Source organism: Streptodolium elevatio, assembly GCF_053592165.1.
The window spans coordinates 82,938-105,662 of the sequence record NZ_JBSFVE010000009.1 but is presented as its reverse complement, the minus strand read 5'-3'; the positions used below and the strand labels follow the sequence as shown (position 1 = coordinate 105,662).

At 70.3% G+C, this 22,725-nt stretch carries 22 protein-coding genes and 2 pseudogenes; 7 read left to right on the top strand and 17 right to left on the bottom strand.

Annotated elements, in window-relative coordinates; all coding sequences use genetic code 11:
- Positions 1-48 precede the first annotated feature (48 nt).
- Both ACWD12_RS18225 and ACWD12_RS18220 read right to left on the bottom strand, forming a co-directional pair.
- Entirely contained in the window at positions 49-462 is a 414-nt protein-coding gene (locus tag ACWD12_RS18225; protein WP_358356976.1) for a VOC family protein, read from the bottom strand.
- Between the two features lie 365 nt (positions 463-827).
- A complete protein-coding gene (locus ACWD12_RS18220) occupies positions 828-1,040 on the bottom strand; it encodes a hypothetical protein (RefSeq protein WP_450100347.1) in 213 nt (70 codons plus the stop codon).
- Between the two features lie 96 nt (positions 1,041-1,136).
- Between ACWD12_RS18220 and ACWD12_RS18215 the strand changes: the two genes are divergently transcribed.
- Positions 1,137-1,307 (top strand): hydrophobic protein, encoded by a 171-nt coding sequence (locus ACWD12_RS18215; protein ID WP_450098265.1) that lies wholly within the window; start codon positions 1,137-1,139, stop codon positions 1,305-1,307.
- Positions 1,308-1,508: 201 nt separating this feature from the next.
- Here the strand turns inward: ACWD12_RS18215 and ACWD12_RS18210 are convergent, their stop codons facing one another.
- The 4 genes from ACWD12_RS18210 to ACWD12_RS18195 form a co-directional block, all read right to left on the bottom strand.
- Complete coding sequence (locus ACWD12_RS18210; RefSeq protein ID WP_450100346.1) at positions 1,509-2,411, bottom strand: hypothetical protein; 903 nt, start codon at positions 2,409-2,411, stop codon at positions 1,509-1,511.
- Between the two features lie 57 nt (positions 2,412-2,468).
- Positions 2,469-6,809: a hypothetical protein gene (locus tag ACWD12_RS18205; RefSeq protein WP_450100345.1), complete on the bottom strand. Its 4,341-nt coding sequence runs from the start codon at positions 6,807-6,809 to the stop codon at positions 2,469-2,471.
- 287 nt (positions 6,810-7,096) lie between these two features.
- A complete protein-coding gene (locus ACWD12_RS18200; protein WP_450100344.1) occupies positions 7,097-7,714 on the bottom strand; it encodes a hypothetical protein in 618 nt (205 codons plus the stop codon).
- Between the two features lie 619 nt (positions 7,715-8,333).
- Entirely contained in the window at positions 8,334-8,768 is a 435-nt protein-coding gene (locus ACWD12_RS18195; RefSeq protein WP_450100343.1) for an Hsp20/alpha crystallin family protein, read from the bottom strand.
- Between the two features lie 134 nt (positions 8,769-8,902).
- Between ACWD12_RS18195 and ACWD12_RS18190 the strand changes: the two genes are divergently transcribed.
- Together ACWD12_RS18190 and ACWD12_RS18185 are read left to right on the top strand one after the other, a co-directional pair.
- Positions 8,903-9,589, top strand: coding sequence for a type III effector protein (locus ACWD12_RS18190; RefSeq protein WP_450100342.1), 687 nt, complete (start codon positions 8,903-8,905; stop codon positions 9,587-9,589).
- A 313-nt stretch (positions 9,590-9,902) separates the two neighbouring features.
- Positions 9,903-10,184: a DUF2795 domain-containing protein gene (locus ACWD12_RS18185; protein ID WP_450100341.1), complete on the top strand. Its 282-nt coding sequence runs from the start codon at positions 9,903-9,905 to the stop codon at positions 10,182-10,184.
- Positions 10,185-10,273: 89 nt separating this feature from the next.
- Here ACWD12_RS18185 and ACWD12_RS18180 read toward each other — a convergent pair whose 3' ends face one another.
- Together ACWD12_RS18180 and ACWD12_RS18175 are read right to left on the bottom strand one after the other, a co-directional pair.
- Entirely contained in the window at positions 10,274-11,017 is a 744-nt protein-coding gene (locus tag ACWD12_RS18180; protein ID WP_450100340.1) for a hemerythrin domain-containing protein, read from the bottom strand.
- Positions 11,018-11,343: 326 nt separating this feature from the next.
- Entirely contained in the window at positions 11,344-11,526 is a 183-nt protein-coding gene (locus tag ACWD12_RS18175) for a YegP family protein (protein WP_358364198.1), read from the bottom strand.
- 384 nt (positions 11,527-11,910) lie between these two features.
- On the opposite strand from ACWD12_RS18175, the gene ACWD12_RS18170 reads away from it, so the two are divergent.
- From ACWD12_RS18170 to ACWD12_RS18160, 3 genes are all read left to right on the top strand, one after another.
- Positions 11,911-12,141, top strand: a complete 231-nt coding sequence (locus ACWD12_RS18170) for a hypothetical protein (RefSeq protein WP_450100339.1) — start codon at positions 11,911-11,913, stop codon at positions 12,139-12,141.
- Complete coding sequence (locus tag ACWD12_RS18165) at positions 12,132-12,281, top strand: hypothetical protein (protein WP_450100338.1); 150 nt, start codon at positions 12,132-12,134, stop codon at positions 12,279-12,281. Before ACWD12_RS18170 ends, ACWD12_RS18165 begins: the two co-directional genes overlap by 10 nt.
- Positions 12,282-12,401: 120 nt before the next feature.
- Positions 12,402-12,812, top strand: coding sequence for an SgcJ/EcaC family oxidoreductase (locus ACWD12_RS18160; protein ID WP_450100337.1), 411 nt, complete (start codon positions 12,402-12,404; stop codon positions 12,810-12,812).
- Positions 12,813-12,840: 28 nt separating this feature from the next.
- Here the strand turns inward: ACWD12_RS18160 and ACWD12_RS18155 are convergent.
- From ACWD12_RS18155 to ACWD12_RS18140, 4 genes and pseudogenes are all read right to left on the bottom strand, one after another.
- Positions 12,841-13,047, bottom strand: a pseudogene (locus ACWD12_RS18155) (hypothetical protein); the annotation flags it as partial.
- Between the two features lie 122 nt (positions 13,048-13,169).
- Positions 13,170-14,144, bottom strand: a complete 975-nt coding sequence (locus ACWD12_RS18150; protein ID WP_450100336.1) for an alpha/beta hydrolase — start codon at positions 14,142-14,144, stop codon at positions 13,170-13,172.
- A 152-nt stretch (positions 14,145-14,296) separates the two neighbouring features.
- Positions 14,297-14,587 (bottom strand): annotated as a pseudogene (locus ACWD12_RS18145) (NAD(P)H-quinone oxidoreductase); the annotation flags it as partial.
- Between the two features lie 120 nt (positions 14,588-14,707).
- On the bottom strand, positions 14,708-14,950 hold the full coding sequence (locus ACWD12_RS18140; RefSeq protein WP_450100335.1) for a hypothetical protein: 243 nt from the start codon (positions 14,948-14,950) through the stop codon (positions 14,708-14,710).
- A 377-nt stretch (positions 14,951-15,327) separates the two neighbouring features.
- On the opposite strand from ACWD12_RS18140, the gene ACWD12_RS18135 reads away from it, so the two are divergent.
- Entirely contained in the window at positions 15,328-15,948 is a 621-nt protein-coding gene (locus ACWD12_RS18135; protein WP_450100334.1) for a GNAT family N-acetyltransferase, read from the top strand.
- Positions 15,949-16,073: 125 nt separating this feature from the next.
- Here ACWD12_RS18135 and ACWD12_RS18130 read toward each other — a convergent pair whose 3' ends face one another.
- From ACWD12_RS18130 to ACWD12_RS18110, 5 genes are all read right to left on the bottom strand, one after another.
- Positions 16,074-16,562 (bottom strand): hypothetical protein, encoded by a 489-nt coding sequence (locus tag ACWD12_RS18130; protein ID WP_450100333.1) that lies wholly within the window; start codon positions 16,560-16,562, stop codon positions 16,074-16,076.
- Positions 16,563-16,566: 4 nt separating this feature from the next.
- Positions 16,567-17,400, bottom strand: coding sequence for a class II glutamine amidotransferase (locus tag ACWD12_RS18125; RefSeq protein ID WP_358355375.1), 834 nt, complete (start codon positions 17,398-17,400; stop codon positions 16,567-16,569).
- A 772-nt stretch (positions 17,401-18,172) separates the two neighbouring features.
- The gene (locus ACWD12_RS18120) at positions 18,173-19,723 is read right to left on the bottom strand and encodes a hypothetical protein (protein ID WP_450100332.1); all 1,551 of its coding nucleotides are present in this window, start codon (positions 19,721-19,723) and stop codon (positions 18,173-18,175) included.
- 663 nt (positions 19,724-20,386) lie between these two features.
- Positions 20,387-21,154: an LPXTG cell wall anchor domain-containing protein gene (locus ACWD12_RS18115; protein WP_450100331.1), complete on the bottom strand. Its 768-nt coding sequence runs from the start codon at positions 21,152-21,154 to the stop codon at positions 20,387-20,389.
- A 358-nt stretch (positions 21,155-21,512) separates the two neighbouring features.
- Positions 21,513-22,499 carry an outer membrane protein assembly factor BamB family protein gene (locus ACWD12_RS18110; RefSeq protein ID WP_450100330.1) on the bottom strand — a complete coding sequence of 329 codons (987 nt, stop codon included), beginning with the start codon at positions 22,497-22,499 and terminating at the stop codon, positions 21,513-21,515.
- Between the last annotated feature and the right edge of the window lie 226 nt (positions 22,500-22,725).

Below are 22,725 nucleotides of genomic sequence, written 5' to 3'. Positions count from 1 at the left end.
GGCTCGCGCCGCGCCGTCCCAGGCGGTTGTGAAACAAGAGGTGCGCGGCTACTCGGCGTAGGGCTGGTCGGTTCCCTGGTCGCTGTAGCCCAGGCTCCAGATGTAGCCGTCCGGGTCGGCGAACGCACCGCCGTACCCGCCCCACGGCAGCGCGCCGCCGGGCTTGAGGACGTTGGCGCCGGCCTTGGCGGCCTCCGCGATGATCTCGTCGACGCGGGCCTCGCTGCGGACGACGTACGTCAGCACCAGCCCGCTGAAGCCGCTGCCTTCCGGTTCGGTGCCCACCTGGGCGGCCAGGCCCTCGCGGGCGTAGAAGCCGACCGGCGACGCCCCGTCCGACTCGAAGAACACCGAGACCCCGTAGTCGTTCTGGATCTTCCAGCCGAGTCCCTCGGCGTAGAACCGCTTGGTCTGCTCCATGTCCCGGACACCGAGCAGGATCGAGCTGACGTGTGCCTTCATGGCATGCTCCTTGAACTGTGAACTGTGAACTGCGGAAGTGTGCGCCCCGGTCCTCCGAGCCGGCACCCCGGTGTCGGGGTCGCGCGGAGTGGAGTGGGAGCCGGACGTCAGGACCGCGTGGGGACGGGCGAGGCGTCGGCCTCCCAGGCGAACCCGTCGGCCGGTGCGGTGGTTGCCATGACGATCACGCTACGGGCGACACCGCGGACCGCGCTTCTCGAATCCTGACCGGTCTCCTGAGACCCGCGTCGCCACGCACGCCGCCGCCCCACCGGCCCGGTGTCGACGGTCGCGTATTTCCCAGGCCGCGCGGTTCACAGTGCTATGTGGAACGCTGCCGCCTCGTTGCGGCTACAGCAGTGGTGTCAGATCCCCGAGACGATGAAGACCCCTGCCACGGTCAGGCATCCCAGCGCCACGGGATCCAGGCGCCTCCGTACGGCCGTGGCGCGAACCGCGGCCGCGCGTCTGCCAGGTGACTCCAGCCACAGGTAGGCGAGAAACCCGACCCCGGTCACGAGCGACAGAACGACCCACTGGATCGGACGTTCGTAGTAGACCGGTTCGCGGCCCAGCATCACGCAGATCAGCGCCGCACCAGACCGGCGTCCGTATCTGGGAGGCGCTCCATCTGGAGTTGGAGTGAAGAGGGGCGCTCCGGGCAGCGTGAGGTCATGATTCCGTTGATCGTGGTTCTGTTGCTGGCACTGGTGCTCTTCGGAGCGGGGTTCGCCCTCAAGGCGCTGTGGTGGATCGCTGTAATCGTCCTGGCTATATGGCTGCTGGGGTTCCTCTTCCGCAGCACCGGGGCAAGCGGCAGCCGCGGACGCTGGTACCGCTGGTGAACCCAGGCGTGGTCCCCGCCGGGCGCCGACCCCAATGACGTGGTCGCGTACGCCCACAAGGACCTGACCCGCCCGCCGGGGCGGCACCAGCGCGCTTGCTGGTGCCGCCCCGGCGGGCGGGTTCAGCGGTACATGCCAACTTTGGCCGGTCGCTGCCGCGGCACGCGGTCTCCCCCTGGTCGGCTCGGCTCCCCCGGTCTGTTACTCGGTCGGTGCGCGCGTGGACGGCGAGGGGGGCACGTCGGCGACTCCGAGGTACGGTGCGACGGCGGCGGCCACGGCTGCGGATCTTAGGTAGTTCGCGGCCAGGTGGAAGTCGAAGAGGTTGATGCTGTCGGTCAGATCGAGGTCGACGCCGGGGAACCAGCGGCTGAGCGGGCGGAGGATCGCGACGGGATCGCCCGGGTCGGCGACGTTGACCCAGCGGCGGACGTTCGGCGGACGTTCACCAAGTCCGTTCACCGGCGCGGGCGTCAGGCGCTCGAACACGCCGTGGCGCAGCGCGAGCGGCGAGCCCATTGTGACGAGCAGGTCGATCTCCACGTCCTGGCGGGCGTGCAGCGCCTCGTACGCCACAACGCTCCCGAGCGAATGCGCGAGGACCACCGTCGGCCGCTCCCGGTCCAGGACACCGCCCACTTCGTCGCGCGCGGCCTGCCGAGCGGGCGCGTCGGGTGCTTTGAGGTACGTGGCGACCTCGCGGAAGACAAGTGCCATGAAGAGACGGGTGAGCCTGCCGTCGAGCGAGAAGCGCCGGGCCAACATATCGACGGCGTGCCGCAAAGGCACGGTCAGCCGTCCCTGCGCCACGACTTCCGGCAGCTCATGGGCGTCCAGCCACATCTCGGCGAGGGCCGCCGCATCGGGGTCCGTCGTCGCCAGGCGATCGAGGGCTTGGTCATCGGTGCCCTGCGCCACCGGCTTGCCTCGGTAGAGGTGGTGGGCATAGTACGCACACGTGAGATCCGCCTTTCCGAGGCTCGCAAGTCCCAGCCCTGCGGCCAGGCCGGCGCTCCAGTCGGCGGCCACGGCTTCGGCGACCGCGTCCGGTCGGCCGCCGCGCACGTGGTTGCCGACTCCGTGTACCGCGACGATGCGGGACATGCGCGCTCCTTTAGGTCGACCGCGACCGCGGGGGCCGTGGGCTCGGGCAGATCGGTGTCATGCGTGCGATGCGCGTTCCAGCCGGAGGACCGCCGGGTCGGGCGACAGGAGCATGAGGTCGGCTCCCATGCCGACGAGCAGATCGCCGGAATTGGTGACAGCGAGCGCGAACACGCTGTCGGGAAACGCGAACGTGTCGACCAGGGTGTCGAGGGCGAGGTCCCACAAACGCACTTTGCGGTCGGTGCCACCGGTCAGCGCATGCGGGCGGCCGTCGCGAAGACAGGGCACTACGCAGGTCACCTCGCGATCGGTCCGGCAGCCCAGGGCGTTCGCGTGACCGGTGCGGAGATTCAGCTTGTGGACGTGGCCGTTGCCGCCCAGGAGAAGGACTGCGTCCCCGTCGAGCATGGTGAATGCCATGGCGTGCAGGGGTTCGTCGAACTGCTCGACAATCTGCGGCGGGTGGTCACCGTCGACGACGACGAGGCGGCCGTTCAGGTCGAGGGCGGCGATCAGCGGGCCGCCGCCGGCGCGCGGCAGTGAGGCCAGCAGCGTGATCCTCTGGTCGGAGACGGACACCGCGGGCTCCTGCGGCGATCCGCCGCGGAGCGGGAGCCAACGCAGTGCCCCGCTGTCATCGCCCAGCACGACGTATTCGTGGTCCCCGATCCGCGCGCTCGCCGCCGCGCCAACAGCCGGCGCGCCGCTCCAGAAATGCACGGCGGTGACTCCACCCCCGGCTGAGGCGTCGAAGGCCTGAAGTGTCGCCTGGCCAACGGCGAACACACTGTCGGACCGTCCGTCCGTGGTCGTTCCGATCGTGTGGAAGTGGTTCTCGCCGTGGTCGAGTCGCTCGTTTGTGCCGTCGCGTAGGTTCCACAGCCGCAGGGAGTCCCATCCCAGCGACACGGCGGTGTCCCCGGACGCGTCGTGCGCGGCGAGCACGCCGATGACCGGATCGCGGTGTGCCGCGGCGCTGGGGGCGGCAGCGGGGCCGTACGTCTCCCAGATCCGGATGGACCCGCGCTCCCCGCCGGTCACCAGGCGGTGCCCATCGTGACTTCGATAGCCGCACACCGCGGTGATCTGTGTGGTGTGCCCCCGGTGGACAGCCACCTGTCCGCCGCTCGCGACCTCCCAGATTCCCAGGACGCCGTCCGAGCCGACGGTGGCGATGTGCGGCCGGGCGTCGTCGGGCGCCGCGACGGCGACCAGATCGACCACCGCACCGTCGTGCGTGCGGAAGGTGACGACCGGACTGCCGTCGCCGAGGTCCCAGACTCGGCATTTCCCGGTGCTGCTTCCGACGACGGCACACGACGTCCCGTTGAGCAGGACCGTGCGAGCCACGGTCGCCCAGGACGCGTCCAGGTCACGGACGCACACGCCGTCCGTCACACGCCATACCGCCGCGGCACCACCGCAGGTGCCGAGCAGATGCGGTGCGCCGTCCACCAGGCACACGTCCAGGGAGTTCACCGGGGCCTCTCCGACGTGGAAGTCCCCGGTCATGTCGCCCGTGGCGAGGTTCCAGGTACGCAGGCTGCCTTGCTCGGCACCGCTCGCCACGAGACGGCCGTCCGGTGTCGCGGCAAGGGACCACACCGGGGTCTCGTGCGCGGGAAACGTGTCGACCAGTTCTCCGGAGGGCCACGACCAGACCCACAACCACCCGTCGTCACATCCGGTGACGAGGCGCAGTTCTCCTTGTTGGCGAATCGGCACGACGCACCCGACGGGGGTGGGATGGGGCAGTGCTTGGACAGCCGCGTGGGCGTCCAGGTCCCAGATCTTGAGCGTGTTGTCGTCCGCGCCGCTCAACAAGAGGGTACGGCCGTCCAGTTCCACGGTGCGGAGCGTCCAGATCCGGGTCTGCGGGTGCCCGGGCAGCGAGGCGCGCAGCGCGCGGCTGGGCGCCGATCCGGCGGTCCAGCGGATCGACCAGTTCTGTCCGTGGAGGAGGCGCTCGGCGAGTTCCGTCGCATCGAAGCGCATGGCGTCCACGGCCAGCATCTGACGGCGTTCCGTCGCAGGTAGGGATCGATGGGACGTGTGGCCGGCGAGGTAGACCGAGGCGGCGAGCGGCAACTGCCCGGGGAGGTGCTGGAGTACGGCGGCAAGGGCGTCGGGATCGGCATGGACCAGGAACTCCGCGTCGTCCAGCAACTCGTCCAACTCGCCTGCGTCGAGGGCGTGTTGCGCGGCGTGCCGGACGAGGTACGGCTCGGCAAGGTCCCACCGCGGCACTCCGTCGGGACGCCGCGGGACCGACGCGAGCATTGCCGCCCACACCTCCCGTGCGTACCGCGCCGCCGCGAACCCGCCCGGCGCGGAGACCGTGCCCTCCGCGACCCCCGTGGCGATGAAGGGGTTCGCGCGAAGCTCATCGGCCAACCCTTGGTGGAACAGCCGGTAGAGCGGGCTGCCTTCGCGGTCGGCGTCCCGGCGCAGGTAGAACCTGCCGGACTCCAGCGCGCGGCGGATCTCCTCGATGCCGGGCGTCGGCAAATGCCCGGGGGCGAACGCGGGCGCCACGGCGGCGATGACCCGTTCCGGCATGCCGGCTCCCTGGCTGTAGGCGAGCACAGCCAGCACGGCGGCCACCCAGAAGTCGGCGCGCCGCAGCAGGTCGAGACGCAGGACCATGCCGAGCGACTTGGGTACCAGGGCCGCGAGTTGCTCGGCGTCGGAACGTGTCTCCAAGCGTTCCGAACCACCAAGGACATAGCGGACGAACAATGCGGAGACGAGGAACTCGCCCGCTTCGCGTGGCGACCGTCCCGACTGCGGCTCGCCGGTACGCACCACCTCTCCGGCGATGCACTTGGCGAGATGGTTCAGGACCGGAAGCGGGCACCTGGCCGCGAAACCCGGGTCGTCGCGGAGCAACCCGCGTACGTACGCGGTCAGGTCACGGATGAGGTCGTCGTCCGGCACCGTGCTGAGGTCGAGCAGTCCGCCCATTGCCGCGGAGCGTGCGAACAGCGGGGCGAACCGCTCCTCCGGGCGCGCACCCACGAGAATTCGGAAGGCGGCCTGCCCGTCGCCGCCGACCGCCGCGAGCAGCGGAGTCAGCAACGCGGACACCACCTCCTCCGGACGCTCCGCCTCGTCCAATGCGTCCAGCACCAGCACCGCGGGTCTCTCCCACCCGGCCAGCGCGTCGACCACCTGGGGCACGGTCCACCCTGAGCCGTCGTCCGGCGGCGCGGCCAACCCCCATTGCCTCGCCAGGGACGCGAGGATGTCTTGGTACGAGCGCCGCCGCGCGTGCACGACAGCCAGGTTCCCGGTCTCCTCGGGAGCGGTGTCCCAGCCGAGGGACGGCTCCCACAGCGACATCGTCTCCGCCCTGAGGCGCGGATGGGCCGCGCACACCAACACCCCCAGCAGCGCCGACTTCCCGCCCCCCGGCTTGCCGGTGACGACCCGGAACGGCGGACCGAATCCGGCGAACCACTCCGTCAACGCGACGACTTGCTCTTCACGGCCCTGGAACATGCCGCGCCGATCCCCGTCGTCGTGCCTGAACAACTCGACACCACCGGCACGGCCCACGAAGTGCCGCTGGTCCAAGGCCTCGTCGAGCAGCGCGCCGGCTCCGATGTCCACGTTGCGCCGTACACCACCGGCGGAACGGTCGAAGCGCGGGTTGCGGAAGAACCGTAGCCAGGACAGGTCCGTGCCGACCTGGGTCATCGGCAGGGTGATCTCCTGCGGCACCAGGAGCTGCGCCGCCCGGCGCGCCACGGCAACCGCGACCTCATGGCAGAACCGCTCGAACGGAATGAACTCGTACGTCTGGTGCAGGCCGATCGTGCCGTCGTGGAATCCCGCCAGCACCTCCGCGACGGCCTGGCTCAGGATGCCGTCGTACGCCTCCTCCCCCGGCTGCGCCGCGGCGATCACCCACCCGCGCCGTCGGCCGGCCGTGAGGAACTGCTGCCAGGCAAGTCGCGCGGGAGCACCGGCGTAGCACAGGTCCAACAGGAACAGCACGTTCGGCGCCTCGTGCGCCGCGTCTCCGTCGTCGCCGGTCTCCAACGTGGCCAGCCACGACTCGACGTCGATCCTCGTACGCCGGCCGTCACCGCCCACGACGTACAGCTTTTCCCCCGCACCTGACAGCCCGTGCGAGAGCAGATGCACCACGGCGAAACCCGAGCTCTTGGTGAGGACTTGGTCCACCGCGTCCTCCAGCGCGGAGGCAGTGGCTGCGGGATCGGCCTGGGGCGCCACCTCGACGTAGCCGTACTTGCCGGTGAGCATCGTGCGCACCCGTTCGGCGTACTCGGCGGCGAACTCCAACGGTGGCCGGGCCCCGAGCTTGGGCCGCGCGAGATCGATCGGTGGACCCTCGATCCCGACCACCAACGCCTGGTACCCCCCGAACATCGGCCCCCTTCCGACGCAGAGTGCTTCCGGATGAGATCGTAGAGCCGAAGGCATCGCCACGACCGACGTCTGGGCATTCCGCGGGACGCTGAGCTTGCGCCTCACTTTGGGACGAACACCCTTGGCTCATCCGCATCTTCGACCAGCCCGATGACACGACTCGGATGGTCGAGGTTCTGGCGCAGGCAGATGCGGGGACGAAATCCGGAAATCGCGGCGCCGATCCGCGACTTGCTCGGCAGCATGCTCGCCTGGCCGGTCCGGCATCCCCGACGCGCCGCCGCCGGTCAGGCGCTTATCGCGGGGCGGTGGCGTACCCAGTACGCACAGGTCAGGGCGAGCAGCATCGGGCCCCACAGCAGCCCGGGCGTGATGCACGCGTACGCCAGTACCTGCCAGCCCGCGTTCGTGTAGTCGGCGTTCTCGCCGATGCCGAACCAGGCGAAGACGAAGGGCGACCAGAACGCCATCACACCCAGCGCGCCAAGCGTGGCCGCGGCGATGGCGGCGCCCGGCCGAATGCGCTTCCCGCCGACGAACGGCAGCCACCGGGGCGCGGTTTCGCCCCAGTCGCGGACCAGACCGAAGCTCAGCAGGGCGAGTGCCTCGGTGATGATGCTCAGGGCGAACACATAGGGGATGGAGATCCACAGCGCCGGCATGCCGCCCTCCTCGGCGCTGCCCATCTCGAAGCCGAAGGCGAACGGCAGCCGCCACAGGCATTGCGGGAGCAGGACGAGCGGGATCAGGTGCGCGACACCCTCGGCCCACCGCGGCACCGGCCGCTCCGTGCCGCGCATCGGACGGCGCCGGGTAGTCGGCGTGCCGTCGGAGGACACTGCGGGTGCCGGTGCGGAAGGCTTGGCGAGGGCAGAAGGAGCGGCGGCGGGAACGGCGTTCGTCATGCCTCAAAGCCTGGCCGAGCAGCCCTGACGCATCGTCCTTTCCGCGGGTGAGCCGCCTCCGCCGGACTGCCGGTGGTCGGCTGCAACTTGCGGCGTACGGGAGGGCGCGCCGGGGCGACCGGCAGCGTAGCCCGCCCTAATGCGCGGTCGGCTTCGCGCTGTTGCCTTTGTGGACCTTCGCTCATGGCGATCTCAGGTCTGCGTGATCTTTTGCGCCCCGTACCGGCCGACCTGCACTGAGAAGAGTTCCGAACCGCGCTCGGTGTGCCCGCGCGCAGCGACTTCCAGCTGTTGGCGCGGTGGTATCCGACGTTCACCGTGAACGACTTCCTGCATGTGACGCTGCCGACCGCAGGGAATCAGGCGCAGGTCGCGCACGGAATGCCGGAGGACGCGGAGATGATCCGCGACCTGTGGGAGAACGACGATTCGCACGGCAACGCCCCGTTCCCCGAGCCGAATGCGCGCCTGGCACCCGGCGCCCAACCCCCGATAGCCCCTGCTCGAATGCGGCATTCGAGCGGGATTCCGCTCTCCCGCCAGGGGCATGCGATGGGAGGCCTGCCGGTTCCGGTCCCTTGGCCGGGCGGGACCGGAACCGGCAGCTCGGTCCGCGTCGTCAGCTGCGGAGCTGCTTGCGGTCGTCGGCCTGGCCGACAGTGATCTTGCGGGGCTTGGCGCGCTCTGCGATCGGGATGCGCAGCGTCAGCACCCCGGCGTCGTAGTCGGCGACGATGCCCTCGGCGTCCAGGACGTCGGCGAGCTGGATCTGCCGGGAGAACACGCCCAGCGGCCGCTCGGACAGCTCGACCTGTACGCCCTCGCCCACGGCGACGGGGCGGCGTTCGGCACGGACGGTGAGCATGTTGCGCTCCACGTCGATGTCGATCGCGTCCGCGGCGACGCCGGGCACGTCGAACGCGACCACGTACTGGTCGCCGTCGCGCCACGCGTCCATCGGCATCGCGGAGGGACGCGACCAGGTGCCGTTCTGGCCGAAGAACTGCTGGGCCATTCGGTCGAGTTCGCGGAAGGGATCGGTGCGCATCAGCATCGGAAAACACCTCCAGGCATTCGGGCAACGGGTGCCAGTGCGCTTCACCTGACTCCTGTTATAGCATGTCATCGGAACGACGACAAACACGTCCGTCACTGAAAAGACGACACCTGAGGAGAAGGGGAGAAGCCGTGACCGACACCCCCGGCCGAACGCCGGACCACCCCGGCCCGCCGGCCGTGCCCTTCCTCGCCGTCGCGGCCGCCCTCGCCGCGATCGACCAGGCCGTCCACACCGCGCAGGACGGAACCGCGGCCGCCATAGCCCCGGAAGCCCGCGGGGAGACGCCGTCCCGGGTGGAGGAGGCGCTCGCCGCGCTGCTTCTCCTGCGCGAACTGCGCGGCCGCCTCGCCGCGTGGGAGCCCGACCTCATCGAAACCGCCCGTGACGCCGGTGCCAGCTGGGCCGCCCTCGCCGAGCCCCTCGGCGTCACCAGCCGCCAAGCCGCCGAACGCCGCTATCTGCGTCTGCGCCCCGGCGGCGCCCCCGGTACCACCGGCGACCAGCGTGTCCAAGCCACTCGCGACCGTCGAGCCGCCGACCGCGCCGTCACGACCTGGGCCCGCGACCACGCCGCCGAACTACGCGCTCTCGCCGGTGCCACCGCCGCTCTCGACGACCTGGGCCGTCTCGCCGCTCCTCCCCTCGCCGCCCTCGCCGACGCACTCGGCCACGACGACCCCGCGCACCTCCTGGCCCCCCTCGCCGACATCGGCCCGCACCTTGCCGCGCACCCCGCCCTCGCCGCGAAGGTCACCGACCTGACCGACCGCGCCGCCGCGATCCGTAACGCCAGCGACCTGCAACGCCGCACCTGACCCGCAGCCAGCCCGCGGTCGATCGACCGAGGGCCTCGGCCCTAACACCGTGACGCAGACGCGGACCGAGGGGGAACTGATATACGAAAAATGCGAGGAATGTGTGTAACGGGCCTCGACCGAGGGCAATGCCTTGATCGGTAACCCGAACGGGTGAACGGCGCCCAAGGACGAGACTGCGACCGCCCACGTCGTACGTCCGCTCGGAGGTCCGCTCGTACGTCCGACCACCGCCGCCGCGAGCCGCCGCACCGCGGCGTCGCTTTCTGCGCTGTGACATGTGAAAGCTGTGAATGTGAAAGGAGCAACCGTGATGTCGACCGCCCTTCCCGCCCTTCCCGCCCCGACCGCCCCGACTCCGCTGCGCCGCCCGGTAGCCCCTCAGCCGCCGACCCGCGAGGCGGTGTGCCGGGCGCTGGTCGATGTGACCTGGCCGGCTCGCAAGGCCGACCTTGTACGCGCCGCCACCCCTCGCCGTGCCCGTACCGACATCGTCCGCCTGTTGGAGACCTTGCCCGACGCGCCCTACCTGGGCCCCAACCAGGTCTGCCGTACCCTCTTCGGCCCGCACGGCCACACCCAGCCCAGCCCCTGACAGCGGTTTTGACCAGGTCCAGAACATCCGTACCCACGCGGCCCGTTGCGCCACCTGCCAGTCGCGCACAGCGACCTTCGGTGTGCCCGTCAGTAGGAGTCACCCGCCAGCAACCGCTCCATGGGGTCGAGATCGGGCAGAACTACTCCTCGGCCGCCGCCTGTCGGCACCCGTGATGCGCGCAGAAGCTCGGCGAGCGTGTGGAGTTCTCCCGTACGCGCGTCGGCGGCGAGCCGCGAAAAGAGCTCCCGCTCCTGCGTGACCGCGTGTTCGTGGACGTCGAAGACCAGGCGTGTCACCAACAGATCGAACCGGGCGTCTTCGGACTTGAGTTCAGCCATGTCCGCCAGACGGTGATGTATCCGGACGTGGTCGCCGAGTCCGCCGGCCGCGAGAGTCGGGCCCTTGGGGACCCTTCGCCGCACCGCGGGAAAGAGAAAGCGCGATTCCGCCTTGGCGTGTCTGCCCAGTTCGGCGGTAATCCTGCGCGCGGTGCGCTTGCGGCGCGGGTCGCCCCAGGGCATGGACTGGATGAGGCCGCACAAGCCGTCGATCCTGCGGTGGTCCTCGGTCAGTTCAGCTATCAGGTCCTTGTCGGCCGACATGGCGGTGTCTCGCGATCCCTTCTCCCAGGTCCTGCGTTCGAAGATGCCCCCGGGGTTAGAAAGCATCTTCGACAACGCTGCCCGCGCTCGTCCGGCGTACGCATCGAGCCCCTCGGAGCGCGTCGCCGCGACGAACCGTCGTTGGACGGTGCGTTGCGAGGTGTCGAGGGTGGCGCCGTCGAGCACCACGGGCGCGATCGGGTCGCGGTCCACGACGCCCGCACGCACGCACGCACCAGGCGCCGTACGAACCACTCCGCGTTGTCGTAGTCGGGCACGAGCCAGGCGGAGCCCTTCAGCCAGACGGAGCGCCGCGTCACGTCGGGGATTTCCGTACTGCCGCCCACGAGCCGGTCACAGAGGATCGTGCGGTTCCCGGCACCCCGCAAAAACCGCCCGCGCTCCGAGAGCTTCTGAATGGCGCATTGCAGACGCGGCCCCTCGGCAGACGTGGGTGGTGCTCACCACCGACGCGCCCGCTGAGGGGCCGCTCCGTTGTCTGCTTCCCGGGACGGCGCGGAGCACCGGACGGGCTTCAGCGCGATGCGCTTCGGCTACGCGTCGGTCTCCACGACCGCGGCGTCGGCCGCGTTCTTCTTGATCGACTCGATGCCGTTGAGGCAGGCGTTCTTCGTCGCGTAGCCCTCGCCGACGGCGATGATCTCGCCGTTCGCGGCTTTGAGCCGGAAGCGGTGCTTGCCCGCGTTGTCCTCGTACACCTCGAACTTGGCCGCCATGCGGACCTCCTTCGCCTCGGCCGCCCGCGCGGACGGCCACAGGGTTGCGGTCGACCTGGACGCCGACTGCACGGCCGCCGGAACGCGACCGCCCTCCTCCGCTGCCCCTCCCGCCGGTGCCCATGCGCAACGGTGAGGTCCGCGCGGTGGCTTGGGCGGCGCAGCCGGGCACGCTGCGCGGCTGATCGTGGTCTTCCGCTGCCGCCCGGCCACCGAACGTGCGGCGCCGGCACGGCGGTTCATCTCCCTCCCGGTCGGCACGCGCATCGCGACCGCCCGAGACCGTCGCGCGGTTACAGCCAACTGTGGTGTGGGCAGGCGCAATCACGAACGGCGCCCTCAGGCCACGGTGTTGCGCAGCCCAACACGGTTCGCCGACACGCGGTGTGCCGCGGCCAACTGCTGTCGGACTGGCTGATGTGGGCGCTGTTGTTCGACGACTACTACTGCGATACCGGTCCCCATTGCGCGCGTCCGGCCTCGTTCAACCCGCTGGCCGGTCAGGTGATGACCCGCGCCCTGTATCCGGCCACCACGCCGACCGGGGACGGTCGGTTCGACGCGTCCGCGTCCGCCTTGGCCGCGGCATCCTGCTGGCCGTCCCCATGGACCTGACTTCCTACGCCCACGAGCAACACCAGGACTGCCTGGAGTCCAACCTGGTCCACATTCTCGCGGCACAGAACTCCATCGGGGCGCGGCGGCCGTCTTCCCTCTCCTGGTCGTGGACCTCCTGCACCACCCCTGACCCCTGAGCCCGAGGCGCGCGACAGCAGCTGAGAGGGTGGGGGACGTGACGGCGAAGGCAGAGGGCTTCGATCAGTAGGTCGAACCGTTCCGTGCGGGCCCGGCGAACCGATCACAAGGGAGATCCGATGTCCGACAGCCGTACGCAAGACAAGGCCGCCATCGCGGCCGTCCTGACCGCGTCCTACAAGGCGTGGGAGGCCGGCGACGCCGAAGGTATGGCCGCCGACTACACCGCGGACGCCACCGCCATCATGACCGGCTCGCTCCGCGACAGCCGTGAGGTGATCCGCGCGAGCATGGCCTTCGCCTTCGCCGGGCCGCTCAAGGACACCTCGACCTACAACAAGCAGATCGGCCTCCGCTTCGTCGGCAGGGACGCGGCGATCGTCGTCAGCGAATCCGGCATCCTCTTCCCCGGCCAGACCGAAGTCCCGGACGCTCGCAAGGTGAACGCGACTTGGGTCTTCGAGGAGCGGGACGGCCGGTGGCTCATCGCCGCCTACCACAACAGTCCTGCGCTGACGCCCGGGCAGTGAACCCCTCCCCCACAAGGCGCCCGCCTGGCTAGACGGTTGTCTGCTTGAGCGGCGCCGCGGCTGCCTGGGGGGCGGCGGTGAACAGGGCGTGGACGGTGGTGCGGACGTGTTCTGCGACGGCTTCCGGGGTGGAGGCGTCGAGTTTGCCGTCGAGGTGGAGGAAGGCCAGGCCGTGGACGAGGGCCCACACCATGGTCGAGAGGGCATCGGGGTCGCCGTGGGGGAAGGCGGCGCGGGCGCGGCCCGCTCGCACGCGGATGCTCGACTCTGCCGCGGAGGCACCACGGAGCCGGGCCCGCGGCGCCACATGGCGCTGCGGGCCCGGACGTACGCGTGCATGGGACGCACCCCGTCGCGTCAGCTGCCGTGCAGTGCCGTGCGGAGGGCGTCGACGGCGAGCGCGCGGGCGACGTTCGCGGCGCGGGTGTCGCGCAGGCTGTCCAGGAGCAGGAAGTCGTGGACCATGCCCGCCACGCGGACGCTGGTGACGTCCACGCCGGCCTCGCGCAGTTTGTTGGCGTACTGCTCGCCTTCGTCGCGCAGTACGTCGGCCTCATCGGTGATGACCAAAGTCGTCGGGAGGCCCTTCAGCTGGTCCAGGCTCGCCTGGAGCGGGGAGGCGTGGTGCTCGGCGCGCTGGGCGGGGTCGGTGGTGTACGCGTCCCAGAACCACTTCATGCCGTCGCGCGTCAGGTAGTAACCCTCGGCGAACTGCAAGTAGGAGGGCGTGTCGAAGTCCGCGTTGGTCACCGGGTAAAGCAGCACCTGGGCCTTGAGGTCGATGCCGCCGCGCTCCTTGTTCATCAGCGCGAACACCGTGGACATACAGCCGCCGACCGACTCGCCGGTGACGGCAATGCGCGAAGTGTCCAGGCCGTGCTCCGCGCCGTGCTCCATCACCCACTGGCCCACGGCGTAGTTCTGCTCGACCTGCGTCGGGTACTTCGCCTCGGGCGCCCGGTCGTAGACCGGGAAGACTCCCGCCGCGCCCGCGCCGACGGCGAGTTCGCGGAAGAGGCGGTCGTGGGTCTTGTCGTCGCCGAAGACCCAGCCGGCGCCGTGGATGTAGAAGACGACCGGCAGCGAACCGGTGGCTCCCTTGGGTCGGATGATGCGGGTGCGGACGGTGCCCCACTCGCCGGCATCCACGTCGACCCACTCCTCGTCGACGTCCGGGCGGGGCACGCTCGGGTCGCTCTGCAGGCTCAGCAGGATGTCGCGGCCCTTCTCGGGCGGCACCTCGTAGATCCGCGGATGCGGATCCGTGGCGTCGCACAACTCCTGCGCGGCGGTTTCCAGGTAGGGCGTGACGGGCGGGGGAAGCGAGGTCATGGCGGCTCCAATCGCGGGCACATGCGTGCCCTGGAAGGTACGTCCCGCACGGTTGCCGACCGCTCGGGTGCGGAGGCCGCTCACGGGACGAGGCCCCTCGCTCAATCCTGGTACGCGGCCCGGGCGGCGCAACCCGACGCGTTCGCCCAGTAAGTGCCGATACCCCCGCCGCCGCCGTGCACGAGGAGCGTCTCCCCCGCCGTGAGTCCCGCGGTCATGACGAGGTTGGACCACACCGTGGCCGCGGCCTCGGGCCGAGCCGCCGCCTCGACCAGGCCGACCCCCCTAGGCACCGTCAGCAGCTGCCCCGCCGGCACGGCCACCTTCTGGGCGTACCCCGCCCCGGGTCAGCAACGCGCACACCTCGTCACCCACCCACCCACCCGCCAGCCGGTCACGCGCTCACCGACGGCGCTGATCCGACCCGAGACCTCCAGTCGGGGAGTCAGGCTGGTTGAACCACGACGTCAGCCCGGACGGCCGGTACGCCGCGGGGCCGTGACCGGAACGGCGTCGACGTTCCTGCGGGCCTGGTTCCTGGACCCGTTCGCGCTACGTGACCTTTACTTCGCTGTCAGGTACGCGCGGATCTCCGCGATGAGCGCCGGGGGCATGGTGTCGTCGAGAGGTCCGCGAGTCACGAACTCGTCGATCGTCTGAACCCCGATCGTGTATCCCCCACCGAAGCCGACGTCCGAACACCACCCCAGATAGCGCACGCGTCCGCCCTCGTACATCAGCGAGCTGTCCGGCGGGCAGGTGGTGCAGCACCGGTGATCGCTCTCCCACCGCCACGTCTTCGCCACGTCACGCTCCCGACCCGACGGCCCCACCGATCCGGTCCAGGCGAGGCATTCGTCGCTCCCAGTAGAGCACGAACGCAGCGATGACTACTGCGATGCACTACTTCGTCACGACCGGATGGCGAACTCTCCTTACACAGAATGCCGTTCACGAGTTGCGCGACCACTTTCGACACTCGGGTGAGCATGGCGTCGACGGCGTGGTGCTTGACCTCACGGATGAGGTCGACGGGCCGGTAGACGTTGAACTGCTTGACCTGTTTGCCGGCAGTCATGGATTCGTTGCACAAGGCCCGCTCTGGCACCGCCACAACTCCTTTGACGCCCCCACCCGACCGCCGCGATGATCCACGGGTTCATTCAGAGGACGGATTGCCCGCATGACTTCACACTTCGAGGCTCCCGTGTTGCACGGGACCCACGTACGGCTGGAGCCGCTGTCACCGGTACACGCGCCGGGACTGGTCCAGGCCGCGGAGGAGAGCCGCGAGACGTACGGCTTCACCCTCGTCCCGCGCGCCGACGAGGTAGCGGCATACATCGAGACGACCCTCGGCCGCCCCGGCTGGACCTGCTTCGCACAGATCCGCACCACCGACGGCGCCGCCGTCGGCTGCACCAACTACCTGGAACCACGAACCTGGCCAGGCGGCGCCGATCTCTGCGCACTCGAAATCGGCGGCACCTGGCTGTCCGCCTCCGCGCAGGGCACGGCCATCAACACCGAGGCGAAGTACCTGCTGTTCGAGTACGCGTTCGAGAGCCTCGGGTTGGCCCGTGTCGACCTCAAGACCGATGCCCGCAACGTCCGCTCCCGAGCCGCGATGGAACGCCTCGGCGCGCGCTTCGAGGGCGTCCTCCGCAACTGGTCGCCGTCCTGGGCCCGTGGCGAAGCGGGCAAACTCCGCGACTCGGCCATGTTCAGCATCACCGCCGACGAATGGCCCGACCTCAAGCCCGCCCTTCAAGCCCGAATCAACAACAAGTCCGCAACCCCCTGAACCGCCGACATCAGCGGCGGCGGGGGCGGGGGCGGGGGCGGATGGAACGGGCTCGGCTGCTGGGGCGGGAGGTCACCGTGGGCGGGGCCTCGGGGCTCGTGCGCTCGCTCCGAAGAGCCGACGGCTCAGCGGTCCGGTTCGGTCGACGTCGAGCGCTGAGCGGCGGACAGTCGGGACCGGGCGATGTTGCGGATGCGGCGGGTGCGGCCGTTCTCGGCCAGGACCTGCAGAGGGGGCGTCGCCAAGGACTGCTCGGCGGTGTGGAGTTGGAGCCAGTCGGACGCCGTGAGCAGGCTTTCGACGTCCCATGGTTCGTCGAGGGTCATCGCCCGTAGCAGGGTCCACTCGTTGAGGCGTCGTGTGCAGAACTCGTCCACCATGACGGCGCGGCTCATCTGCAGGCACCACGAGGGATAGCCGGGATCCGCGAGCAGTTCGGCAGCCCGTCTGTCGAGATACTCGCAGACGGCGCTGCTCGCCATCCCTTTGTCGGGGTCGGTGAGTACTCGGGCGACAAGGGTGGCTGCGTCCGCAGGGGCCACCTCGTCGAACGCCTGCCGGTAGCGAGCAAACCGTACGTGCTCGTCCGCGCTCCAGCCCGAGTCCGCCGACACCGCGCTATGCCGCCTGGGGGGCGAAGGGGCGGAGTTCGTCGGTGTCCGGGCCGACGACGCCGCAGCTGCTCTCCGGTACTTCGTTCCACGCACCGGGCAGGTCGCCCAGAGGCTCGGACACGACGAGGCGGGTGTCGTCGGACACTTCGCGCAGGAATTCCACGTCGGGGTGCAGTGCCCGCAGAGCCTCCACCCGGGTGCTGAAGAAGAGCGAGCGCGAGGTTCGCTGCGTGGAGTAGCGGAAGGCCCAGATCCGCTGCCCGTCGGTCACCGCGATCGTCATCTGGAGGGGGAACTCCACGCCGTGCTCGCGACCGACGCCCTCCACCAGACCCGCCATCCGCGCGACCGCGCCCGGCGGGTCCTGCTCCAGCCCGAGAGTGAGCGCGAGAAAGAACATCAGCTCCGAGTCCGTCGACCCCTCGATGTCGGGGAACAGCGCCGGGTCGACGGCGAGGGCCAGGTCCCGCCGCAGCCGGTGGAAGTCGGTGATGGCGCCGTTGTGCATCCACATCCAGCGGCCGTGGCGGAACGGGTGGGAGTTGGTCTGCTGCACCGCCGTGCCCGTGGAGGCCCGGATGTGCGCGAAGAACAGCGGAGAGCGTACGTGGTCGGCAATCTCCCGCAAGTTGCGGTTGCTCCACGCCGGGCCGATCTCCCGTACGACCGCCGGTGTCTCCAGATCAGGCCGGTACCAGCCCACTCCGAACCCGTCGCCGTTGGTCGTCTCCACGCCCATCCTGGAGTGGAGGCTCTGGTCGATCAGCGAATGGGACGGCTTGTAGAGAATCGTGCCCAGGAGCACCGGGGTGCCCGAGTAGGCAAGCCATCGGCACATGGTTCCACCACCTCGCGATCGTCTGGCCGCCGTCCGCGCGGACGCCGTCCAGGGTCCGCCGGCCTGGGGCCGGCAGCCCCGGAATGCGCTTTCGGCGCTCACAGCCACCGCTCGCCGACCACGGGCGGCGGGCGGCGCGCGACAGGCGGCCCAAGTCCTCAGCATTTCAGCGATGCGGAGCTCTCGCACCCGCGCGGCGGCCCGCCTGGACACAAGGACGCAGGTTCCGAGGATTTTTCGTCCCGGCCGCATCCGAATGCCTCCCGACGCCGGAAGAAGGTGTGAAGGCCCGCTCCGTGAACCGACGGGGAGGAAGGATCCGATGCGCAGAGATCGTCCCTGGCCGGTGTGGACGCCGGTCCCGGCCGTCCGAGTGCGTACCAATCTGCCCGCCTGTCCGCGCCGAAGCAGGTGACATGAGAGTGCGACGTTCAGCGGCGTCCGGTGTCGTGGATGCCACGCCCCGGTTGTCCTTGAGTACGCCTGGACCCACCGATCGGCCGCGCACCGTGGTCGTGGTCCTGCCGGGAGGTCGGTCTCACAGCACGGCAAGGGCGTCGCGGCGCAACCTGGCGTACCTCAGGATGGCCTCGATGGCCGGAACGCTGCGTCGGCGGCTGGACCCGCTCGGTGTCGCCATCAGGCTCTTCCGGGAGTTGGGGTGCAGACGCAGATGTGCGCGGTGTCGCCCGGCCGCGGGCGCGCTTGGCGGCAGAGGCTGAAGGCGGGCTTGGGGGTGCGGGGCGGCGTCAATGCCTCCCGGCCGCGGACCTCACGTTCCGCAGCCGTCCGGGACGAAGTAGCTGGAGGTGATCCGGTAGACACCGGGGCGCGAAGCGGTCAGTTGTATCCAGGGGCCGCTCGCGCGCAGGCAGGCGCCTTCGGCGTACAGCCAATGCGAGTAGGCGGCACGCACGGTGACGGTTCCCGGGCGGGGCATGTTGAGCACGATGTCGGCGTCGCCGGCGCGGAGCACCTCGGCGGGGGCACTGGCCAGCGGCACGGCGTCCCGGACGCGGAAGACGGTCCAGTAGGCGTCGTTCCAGACCGGCTCCAGCCAGGAACTCAGGCGGCCGGACCGGATCAACGCGGCCTCGGTCCTGGCGTAGCCGTCCGGTGGAGCGTGCGGCAGGACGACGTAGCCGACCGCCCACTCGTTCAGCCACGCCCGATAGCTCGCCTCGTGGAGCTCCTCGGAGTAGAACAACCGGCCGCGCTCCATGTCGAGTTGGCGGTTCCAGCCGCGTACCGCCTGGAAATGCCGGGCGAACACCGGCGCCTCGCGGTGCGAGCCGGTGGGCACCACTTCGACACGGCCGCGGTACGCGCCCAGCCGGTCCAATTCGGCGATGACGCCGGCGGTGTGCCGCGACCAACCCGGCACCTCCGTATGCGACTCCACGTCTCGGGCGGTCGCAACCACCGTCCAGATCACGCACATCGCCAGCCCCGCGGCACAGAAGCGTGTGCGGTACGACGCGTCACCACCGACTCGGAGCAAGGACCTCCGAGGATGCGGGCTTCGCCGTCGCCGCTCGAACCAGATTGCGAGCAGCGCGGGCGCGCCGAAAAGCGCGGCCAGGCGCTCGACGTTGGTGCCCACCGGCGACGGAATCAGCCAGGTCAGCACCACACCGACGGCATAGACCGCAGCGCCGGCCCGCAGCACGCGCCAGTCGCGCGGTGCCGCCAACGCCACCACCACCCCGGCCAAGGCAGGCAAGATGATCCGCTCGGCCCCCATGGGCTGTTGGCCGTGGGACGGGAAGAGCGCGCTCACCAACCCGCCGACCACTCCTGTCGGTACGGTCAGGGCCAGGCCTGTCGCCCACTGCCGGTCGAGCAGGAACCCCGCGCCCGCCACGAGAAGGAACAGGCCGGCCACGGGGCTGAACAGCACGGTCAGCGCCGTCCCGACGACCCCCGCGACGACCCGCCACACAGGTGTACGCCGCACCATGAGGACCAGCAAGGTGCCCAGCGCGCTTGCGACACCGAGAGCGAACGTGGCGCGGCCCGAGACGACGTTCGCCCACAGCGCCAGCGCCCCTGCCAGCACCGGCCACGTCGGCACGTTCCGGGTGGTACGCACCAACAGCGCGGCCAGCAGCCAGGTAGCGGTCAACCCACTGAGGGCGGCGAGGGTGCGGACTCCGAGCAAGGCCATCAGCGGCGGCGAGAGGACGCTGTAGCTGCCGACGTGGATCCCGCCGTACCAGAACAGGCCGTACGGGGTGCCCGGATGCCGTACCGCGAACTCCGCCCACGAGTACTGAGCCGCGAGATCACCGCCACCGGTGGCCAGGAGAAGGCCCCATCCCACATACAGAGGCAATGCGAGCACAACCGCCACATGGCATATCCGCCACCGGGAGGGGGAGACGCCGGACGGCTTCGCGGGCTCGGGGTCCCCGCCGAGACGCGCACTGGACGTGCCGCCGCGCGCCCTGGGCACCTGGCCCAGGCGACCACCGAGCCGTTCGCCGGATGCGGCGCCGACGAGCGCCGTCGCGGTGCGGCCGCCCTCGCCTCCGAACGCCGACCGACGCGGGACCGGGCCCCACCTCCGGCGACGCGGTCGTGCGAAACGATCCTGGCCGACGCCCCCGCGCGGCTCGCTCATGACAGGTTCCTCACAGGCACAACTGGGCTCCGCAACCCGCTGGACGGATGCGGAGCCTGCTCAAGCATCAGGATGACGCATGAAGACTATTTGGCAACGCGCGCTGCGGGGCGCCCGGGGGCGGACCGGGCTCGATCAAGAGGCGGCCGGCGGCCGTACTGGAGCACCGTAGGAGGCGATGCCGCCCCGCGTCCGGCATCTACAGCGATCCACTCGAGGCGGCAGCGCCTGGCTCCAAGCCGCCCCCCACGAGGCAACTGAACCCTGCCCATACAACGTCGACACGGACGTGGGCGGCCGATGTGTCGAGGCGGGGTACGTAGAACTCACTCGCACCCCGCCTCCAAGTCACGCTCGCGGGTATCAGGCCGCGTGGTTGCCGCCGAGCCGGCGGCGCAGCAGGTAGCCTCCGCCGATCAAAGCGGCGGCGGCCGCGAGGATCCCGCCCACCGCCACGGCACCGGTCTGCGCGAGCGAACCGCCGTCACCGTCGGTCGTCGCGGGGGTCGACGGAGCCGGCGCCGCCGAGTCGGTCGTGGCCGGGCTCGGGGACGTCGGAGGCGCCTCGGTGCCGGATGGCGTCGAGCTCGTGGTGGCCGGGGGCGGGGTCTTCGTACCGTCGGTCGGCGGCTTGCTCGTCGACGGTGTGGTGGGAGGAGCGGTGGTGACCGGGGGCTTGGTGGTGGGCGGGGCGGTGGTCGGCGGAGTGGTGGTGGGCGGCGTGCCGGCGCAGGCGTGCGACAGGTTGAACCACTTCACCTCGCCGCCCTTGACCTCGGCGACGGCGGAGGTCAGCGTGGCACCGACGGGCGAGGCCACGTACGCGTGCTTGTCGGTGGGCGCGTCGAACGACGTGACGACCTGTTCGCCGCCGGGCTGGAAGGTCACGGTCAGCTTGACGAAGACCGTGCCGTTCGTCGGCAGGACGAAGTGCCAGCCGTCTTTGTCCGCCGGAATGCCAGGGCATTCGCCCTGCTCCACTCCGTCGTCCGTGGCCTTGATCGGGAGCGGCTGGTGCAGGGGCACGCTGTAGGTGTCGCCGGCGGCGAATGCCGGGGCGGTGGTGGCCAACACCGCGGCGGGCACCGCGAGGACAGCGGTGAAGCGCGCGGCTATGGAGCGGAAAGACACGAGAGGCACCTCTGGTGGGGACGGGTGGCGGCCCGTACTGGTGAGGTCTCGGTCCGGGACGCAGGAGGCCGTGCCGACGCGGGCGCGCTGCCTGGTGCGTGGTGGTGCGCGCGGCGCCGGACAGGTTTGCGGCTCCGGGATCGAGGGCCCTCGGTGGAGGGCAGCCAAGATTGTCTGCCGCAAGATCACCGCGTCAAGCATGGTTTCGCCACTTCAGGGGCTGTATTCCGATTTGCGCGCTATCGGCGCTGTAACGATTACGCCCAACGAAATGGTCTCAGAACGTTCCCCGCAGCTTGTCCGATCGTCGCGGTCGAGCGCCGTCGGCCGGTGGCAACAGGCCGGTGGGTTGGCGGAGTCAGTCGGGCGACCCCGGCGGAATGACCGCGTAGAGCGTGCCTGCATCGTCGCAGAGCACCACGGAGTCACCCGCAATCAGCGGTTCGCACATACCGAACGCCCCCGGACGCGAGGACCACAGCATTGCTCCCGATCGCGCGTCGAGCGCCGTCAGCATCCACGTGCCACAGGCATAGACGATGCCGTCCGCTACCGTGACCCCTTGCCCCGCGTCGCCGGTGTCCGTGTACCAACTCACCTGCCCGGTGGCCGAGTCGAGGGCGAGCACCGAACCGGCGGCTTCGCCGACGTACAGCGTTCCGGCGTCGAAGACCGGGGCACTGCCCACATAGCCCGCGGTGTCCCTGTGCCACGAGGTACGACCGGAAGCGGCATCGTAGGCCCGCACTCCCAGCGCACCCCGGTTCGCCGACATAGCCATGCCGACGTAGACCCTGCCGTGCACGACAGTCGGCGCAGAAATGCCGGCGCCTTCGGCGTCCGCGACCCACCGGCGTGCGCCGGTCGCGGCGTCGAGAGCGTGCAGGCCACCCTCGCAACTCACGTAGACGGCACCTCCGGCGAAGCGCGGCGGGGCGGTGACATGGCGGTCGACGGCGACCCGCCACAGTTCGCGTCCGGTTGCGGGATCACGGGCACTCACCGAGGCCGTCCCAATTCCGACGTAGATCGTCCCGTTCGCGTAGGTCGCATGATGGAACCCGCCTTCGGGCGCGGGTTGCCGACGCCACCGCACCGCCCCGGTGTCCGCATCCAGAGCCACAAGATCCCCGCCGGTCACGATGACCGTCCGGTCGACGACCACCGGTATGCAGTCCGCGATGTCGGCGGTCGGCTGTTCCCATACGACGTCCCCCGTCGCAGGGTCCAGTGCCGATATACCCGCGCCACCCACGTAGATCCTGCCGTGCGCGAACGCGGGGCTGACGGCCGCGGTTCCATAGCTGTCGTACGTCCAACGCACCGCCCCTTGGCGCAACTCCACAGGAGGCCTCCCCGTCGATCCCGGCCCGCGCCGCCCGGCGGCTCCTCCACCGCATGCCACGGCGAGCGCGCCGCCGGTCGCAAGGAGGCCCAGCAACATCCGCCGCCGCGAAGGCCGCGGGTCAACCGCCGCGCTACCGTCCGGGACCGCGCGCGACGGCCGCGAGAACAGCCCTGCCCGCCCGCGAGGATCGTGAGGTTCGCAGGCTTCAACGGACATGGGACGT

Excerpts from the sequence above, each read along its gene's own strand:
- ACWD12_RS18225 (WP_358356976.1), bottom strand. The coding sequence starts at position 462 with ATGAAGGCACACGTCAGCTCGATCCTGCTCGGTGTCCGGGACATGGAG.
- ACWD12_RS18220 (WP_450100347.1), bottom strand. The coding sequence starts at position 1,040 with ATGCTGGGCCGCGAACCGGTCTACTACGAACGTCCGATCCAGTGGGTC.
- ACWD12_RS18215 (WP_450098265.1), top strand. The coding sequence starts at position 1,137 with ATGATTCCGTTGATCGTGGTTCTGTTGCTGGCACTGGTGCTCTTCGGA.
- ACWD12_RS18210 (WP_450100346.1), bottom strand. The coding sequence starts at position 2,411 with ATGTCCCGCATCGTCGCGGTACACGGAGTCGGCAACCACGTGCGCGGC.
- ACWD12_RS18205 (WP_450100345.1), bottom strand. The coding sequence starts at position 6,809 with ATGTTCGGGGGGTACCAGGCGTTGGTGGTCGGGATCGAGGGTCCACCG.
- ACWD12_RS18200 (WP_450100344.1), bottom strand. The coding sequence starts at position 7,714 with ATGACGAACGCCGTTCCCGCCGCCGCTCCTTCTGCCCTCGCCAAGCCT.
- ACWD12_RS18195 (WP_450100343.1), bottom strand. The coding sequence starts at position 8,768 with ATGCTGATGCGCACCGATCCCTTCCGCGAACTCGACCGAATGGCCCAG.
- ACWD12_RS18185 (WP_450100341.1), top strand. The coding sequence starts at position 9,903 with ATGTCGACCGCCCTTCCCGCCCTTCCCGCCCCGACCGCCCCGACTCCG.
- ACWD12_RS18175 (WP_358364198.1), bottom strand. The coding sequence starts at position 11,526 with ATGGCGGCCAAGTTCGAGGTGTACGAGGACAACGCGGGCAAGCACCGC.
- ACWD12_RS18165 (WP_450100338.1), top strand. The coding sequence starts at position 12,132 with ATGGACCTGACTTCCTACGCCCACGAGCAACACCAGGACTGCCTGGAG.
- ACWD12_RS18160 (WP_450100337.1), top strand. The coding sequence starts at position 12,402 with ATGTCCGACAGCCGTACGCAAGACAAGGCCGCCATCGCGGCCGTCCTG.
- ACWD12_RS18150 (WP_450100336.1), bottom strand. The coding sequence starts at position 14,144 with ATGACCTCGCTTCCCCCGCCCGTCACGCCCTACCTGGAAACCGCCGCG.
- ACWD12_RS18135 (WP_450100334.1), top strand. The coding sequence starts at position 15,328 with ATGACTTCACACTTCGAGGCTCCCGTGTTGCACGGGACCCACGTACGG.
- ACWD12_RS18125 (WP_358355375.1), bottom strand. The coding sequence starts at position 17,400 with ATGTGCCGATGGCTTGCCTACTCGGGCACCCCGGTGCTCCTGGGCACG.